This is a genomic window from Bradyrhizobium sp. ORS 375, assembly GCF_000239775.1.
Lineage (GTDB): Bacteria > Pseudomonadota > Alphaproteobacteria > Rhizobiales > Xanthobacteraceae > Bradyrhizobium.
The window spans coordinates 1-4,944 of record NZ_CAFI01000389.1; the positions used below are offsets into that span (position 1 = coordinate 1).

Below are 4,944 nucleotides of genomic sequence, written 5' to 3' on the forward strand. Positions count from 1 at the left end.
AGGGGAGTCTACCTGTCGCTTGGTTAGGGCTCGTGTCCAATTCTCATCAGTTGCCCCCACAAACAAAAACCCCGCCATTTGCGGCGGGGCCCAGTCTGGGAGGAGCAGGCCGTGAGGCCCGCCGGAGTACCCAGTGAAAGATCAGGCGGGGATGCGCTCGTCGAGGTCGTGCGGCTCGCGCAGCACGTAGCCGCGGCCCCAGACGGTCTCGATGAAGTTGCGGCCCTCGGAGGCGTTGGCGAGCTTCTTGCGCAGCTTGCAGATGAAGACGTCGATGATCTTGAGTTCGGGCTCGTCCATGCCGCCGTAGAGATGATTGAGGAACATCTCCTTGGTGAGGGTCGTGCCCTTGCGGAGCGAGAGCAGCTCCAGCATCTGGTATTCCTTGCCGGTCAGGTGCACGCGCTGGCCGCCGACTTCGACCGTCTTGGTGTCGAGGTTGACGACGAGGTCGCCGGTCTGGATGACCGACTGGGCGTGGCCCTTGGAACGGCGGACGATCGCGTGGATGCGGGCGATCAGCTCGTCCTTGTGGAACGGCTTGGTCATGTAGTCATCGGCGCCGAAGCCGAGACCCTTGACCTTGTCCTCGATGCCGGCGAGGCCGGACAGGATGAGGATCGGCGTCTTGATCTTCGAGACACGCAGCTGCTTGAGCACGTCGTAACCGGACATGTCTGGCAGATTGAGGTCGAGAAGGATGATGTCGTAATCGTACAACTTACCGAGGTCGACGCCTTCTTCGCCGAGGTCAGTCGTGTAGACGTTGAAGCTCTCGGACTTCAACATCAGCTCGATCGACTGCGCGACGGCGCTGTCATCCTCAATCAGCAAAACGCGCATGCCAGTTCCCCATAGTCGCCGCTCCGGGCGTCAGGTCGGCCGCCATTGCGGCACTCAAAACGCCTTTGAACAACTGATTCGGATCCTGACGAGAGATGGTTAACAAATCCTGATTCCGCTGCGCAAGCTCTATCCGTGCAATTTTTGTCGAATCGCCGTAAGGTGTTGCGAAGAAGCAGTTTTTCTCAGCCGTCCTCGTTCAAGCTCCATGTGAAGAGATGGAACTAACCGACTCTCGTTCCTCACCGCTTTTGGGGGGCGGCAAGGCGCACTACGTCAGTCACTCCAGACCATGACGCAATGATTAATGATGCGAGTAAACACAGAGTTAAACCGGCGACGCGAATCTGCCCCTACTTAAGGTTTTCGCAATGAAGGCGGTTTCGTGATGAAGGACGTTCCGCGATGAAGGGCGTTTCGTGATGAAAGCGCTGGCCGAGCAGATCAGCGACATCGACGCGGTCAACACCTATGGCCGCGTCGTCGGCGTGAAGGGGCTGATGGTGGAGATCGCCGGGCCCATCCATGCGATGTCGGTCGGCGCCCGCATCGTGATCGAGACCGGCAGCAATGTCATTCCTGCCGAGGTGATCGGCTTTTCCGGGAAGAATGCTGTCGTCATGCCTTTCGCCGGGCTCGAGGGGGTGCGGCGCGGCTGCCGCGCTGTGATCGCCAACTCGGCCAATCAGGTCCGGCCGTCGCCGGCTTGGCTCGGCCGCGTGATCAATGCGATGGGCGAGCCGATCGACGGCAAGGGGCCGCTGCCGTCGGGCGCCGCGCCGGTTCCCTACCGCAACAACCCGCCGCCGGCGCATTCGCGCAAGCGCGTCGGGTCCCCGCTCGATCTCGGCGTGCGGGCACTGAACACGTTTCTGACCTGCTGCCGCGGCCAGCGGCTCGGCATCTTCGCCGGCTCCGGCGTCGGCAAATCCGTGCTGCTGTCGATGCTGGCGCGCAACGTCGATGCCGCGGTGTCGGTGATCGGGCTGATCGGCGAGCGCGGCCGCGAGGTGCAGGAGTTCCTGCAGGACGATCTCGGCGAGGAGGGCCTGGCGCGCTCCGTCGTCGTCGTGGCGACCTCCGACGAGCCGGCGCTGATGCGGCGGCAGGCGGCGTATCTGACGCTCGCAATCTCCGAATATTTTCGCGACGAGGGTAAGGATGTTCTGTGTCTGATGGACTCGGTCACGCGCTTCGCGATGGCACAGCGTGAGATCGGTCTTTCGGCCGGCGAGCCGCCGACCGCGAAGGGCTATACGCCGACCGTCTTTACAGAGCTGCCGAAGCTCTTGGAGCGCGCCGGTCCCGGCAGCGGCGACGGCACCATCACCGGGATCTTCACCGTGCTGGTGGATGGTGACGATCATAACGAGCCGGTGGCGGATGCGGTGCGCGGCATCCTCGACGGCCACGTCGTGATGCAGCGTTCGATCGCCGAACGCGGCCGTTATCCGGCGATCAACATCCTGAAGTCGGTGTCGCGGACGATGCCGAAATCGGCCGACCCCGTATTCTTGCCGACCATCATGCGCGCGCGCCAGGTGATGGCGACCTACGCCGATATGGAAGAGCTGATCCGGCTGGGCGCCTATCGCGCGGGGTCCAGCCCGGAGGTCGACGAGGCGATCCGGCTGCACGAGCCGCTGGAGGCCTTCCTCCGCCAGCGCAAGGACGAGGTCTGTACCCTTTCTCAAGGGTATCTGGAGCTGGAACAGATCCTGGGGCGGTTGGAAACGGAAAGCTAACTTTGTCGGGTAATCATCCCCTCCATGTAACGAGCCTAGTCGGTGGGCCCAGCAAGGGCAGCCGGCCCTGTCCCGCGCCGTCTACGGGACTTCTGGGGAGTATGAGTCGATGAAGTCGCGCGAAACGCTGATCCGTCTGAAGAAATTTCAGGTGGATGAGAAACGCCGCCGGGTGACGCAGATCGAAGGCATGATCGCTGACTTCCAGCGCATGTCGGCCGAGCTCGAGCGGGAGATCCAGACCGAACAGGAGCGGGCCGGCATCAACGACCCGACCCATTTCGCCTATCCGACCTATGCCAAGGCGGCGATCCAGCGCCGCGAGAACCTGACGCGCTCGGCCGACGAGCTGCGCGCCCAGCTCGAGGACGCCAAGGCGGCGCTGTCCGAGGCATTCGAGGAGATGAAGAAGGTCGAGCTGCTCGACGAGCGCGACCAGGCCCGCGAAAAGGCCGAGGAGAGCGCCCGCGAGCAGGCGGACATGGACAGTATCGGCCTGATGCGCGCCCGGCTCGGCGTCATCGCCTGAGCCGGACCGCCACGGTCGGAGCTGATCGAAAACCCGGGCCGCAAGGTCCGGGTTTTTCGTCGCGCCCGCCGGGTGGAGCGCAGCGCGCGATGTGTGCTACGGGAGGGATGGTTCGAGCGAGGGAGTGGGGCGATTTTCGGGGACGCTGAATGCTGACGCCGGCAGAGCTGGTCAAGCTGCTTGCCGCAGTTGCCAACGGGGACGAGGCTGCCTTCGAGCGCCTCTACGCGGCGACGCGCGCGAAACTCTACGGCGTCGTGCTCCGTATCTTGCACCGTCAGGACCTCGCCGAGGAGGTCGTGCAGGAGACCTATGTGAAGGTCTGGAACAACGCGGCCCAGTTCGATCCTTCGGTGTCTTCTCCTATTACCTGGATGGCCGCGATCGCCCGCAACCGCGCCATCGATCTGGTGCGCAAGCGCGGCGAGCTGTCTTTGGAGGATGAGCCCTCCGCGCTCGAGGTCGCGGCCGAGACGCCCGATCCGCTGGCGCGGCGCGAGATGTCGGAGGAGCTCAAGCGTCTTCTGGAGTGCGTCGGACGGCTCGAGCCGGACCGGCAGAAGCTTGTGCTTCTTGCCTACTATAACGGCTGGAGCCGCGAGCAATTGGCGACCAAGTTCGAGGCGCCGGTGAACACGGTAAAGACCTGGCTGCGGCGGAGCATGATGGATATCCGCCAATGCCTGGGGATCGGATGATGGTTGGCTTGGACTGAGCTTGGGCGACAGACCTTGTGGGTGACGTGACCTGTACCTGGACCTGTGATGGCGTATAGCGAAGACCATATCGCGCTGGCGGCGGAATACGCGTTGGGCTCGCTCGACGCTGCCGAGCGCGCGCAGGTCGAGACCATGATGGCCGTCGACCAGGATTTCGCGGCGCTGGTCCAGACATGGGAGTTTGGTCTCGGCCCGCTGAACCAGATGGTCGGGCTGGTCGAGCCGCGCCCCGAACTGTGGCAGCGGATCAAGGCCGAGATCGCGCGATCGCGACCGGTGGCTGCCGCCGAAGCGCCAGTGGCGGAGTCTACGCCGGCTGCTGTCTCTCCGGTGGCCGTGTCTCCGCCAGAGCTGCCGGTGCCGGAGGCTCCGCCTGTCATTGCCGATGCACCGGAGGCCGAGCCGCCAAAGCTCGAGGCACCCATCACTGAAGCTCCCGAGATCGAGCCTCCCAAGATCGAGCCTCCTAAGATCGAGGCGTCCATCGTCGATCTGAAGAGACCGGAAGCTCCGCCGGTCGAGATCGCCCGCTCCGCAGCTGCGGTCGGGGCGCCGCCGGTGGGGGCGCCGCGCCGCGTCGTGTCTGCCGCCCGTGAGGGCGCCAACGACAATGCCAATGTGGTGCAGCTGTCGTCCAAGGTGCGGCAGTGGCGCGCCGTCGCCAATGTGATGACCGCGGTCGCCGCGGTCTTGCTGGCGTTCGTTGGTGTGCAACTCTATCGGCCGGATCTGCTCCCGCAGCGCTTGCAGCCGAAGCCGCAGATCCAGACGGTCCAGGTCAAGGTCCCGGCCGCCCCGGAGCCTGCTGCGCAGTTCGTCGCGCTGCTGCAGAAGGATGCGGCGTCCCCCGCCTTCATCCTGACCGTCGACTCCGCCACCCGCAGCTATACGGTCCGCCGTGTCGGCGCGGCGCCGGAGCCCGGCAAGAGCTTCGAATTGTGGATCGTGTCGGACAGGCTGCAGAAGCCGCGCTCGCTCGGCGTGATCGGCGGCAGCGATTTCACCAGCCGCCCGGTTCTGTCCTCCTACGATCCCGACATCGTCAGCCGCGCCACCTACGCCGTGACCGTCGAGCCGGAGGGCGGCTCGCCGACCGGCCAGGCGACGG

Annotated in this window: 5 protein-coding genes; 4 read left to right on the plus strand and 1 reads right to left on the minus strand. The window is 64.7% G+C overall.

Annotated elements, in window-relative coordinates:
• Nucleotides 1-141 precede the first annotated feature (141 nt).
• Nucleotides 142-843: a response regulator transcription factor CtrA gene (gene ctrA, locus BRAO375_RS26430; protein ID WP_006614002.1), complete on the minus strand. Its 702-nt coding sequence runs from the start codon at nt 841-843 to the stop codon at nt 142-144.
• A gap of 422 nt (nt 844-1,265) precedes the next feature.
• Between ctrA and fliI the strand changes: the two genes are divergently transcribed.
• The 4 genes from fliI to BRAO375_RS26450 form a co-directional block, all read left to right on the plus strand.
• The gene (gene fliI, locus BRAO375_RS26435) at nt 1,266-2,588 is read left to right on the plus strand and encodes a flagellar protein export ATPase FliI (RefSeq protein WP_009030505.1); all 1,323 of its coding nucleotides are present in this window, start codon (nt 1,266-1,268) and stop codon (nt 2,586-2,588) included.
• 109 nt (nt 2,589-2,697) lie between these two features.
• Entirely contained in the window at nt 2,698-3,117 is a 420-nt protein-coding gene (fliJ, locus tag BRAO375_RS26440) for a flagellar export protein FliJ (RefSeq protein ID WP_008960735.1), read from the plus strand.
• A 149-nt stretch (nt 3,118-3,266) separates the two neighbouring features.
• Nucleotides 3,267-3,815, plus strand: a complete 549-nt coding sequence (locus BRAO375_RS26445) for a sigma-70 family RNA polymerase sigma factor (protein ID WP_009030506.1) — start codon at nt 3,267-3,269, stop codon at nt 3,813-3,815.
• Nucleotides 3,816-3,881: 66 nt separating this feature from the next.
• Nucleotides 3,882-4,944: anti-sigma factor (locus BRAO375_RS26450; RefSeq protein WP_035642343.1), on the plus strand; the 1,063-nt coding region annotated here is incomplete at its 3' end.

What these genes read in the sequence shown, in the direction of transcription:
- ctrA (WP_006614002.1), bottom strand. Translation starts at nt 843, where the DNA reads ATGCGCGTTTTGCTGATTGAGGATGACAGCGCCGTCGCGCAGTCGATC.
- fliI (WP_009030505.1), top strand. Translation starts at nt 1,266, where the DNA reads ATGAAAGCGCTGGCCGAGCAGATCAGCGACATCGACGCGGTCAACACC.
- fliJ (WP_008960735.1), top strand. Translation starts at nt 2,698, where the DNA reads ATGAAGTCGCGCGAAACGCTGATCCGTCTGAAGAAATTTCAGGTGGAT.
- BRAO375_RS26445 (WP_009030506.1), top strand. Translation starts at nt 3,267, where the DNA reads ATGCTGACGCCGGCAGAGCTGGTCAAGCTGCTTGCCGCAGTTGCCAAC.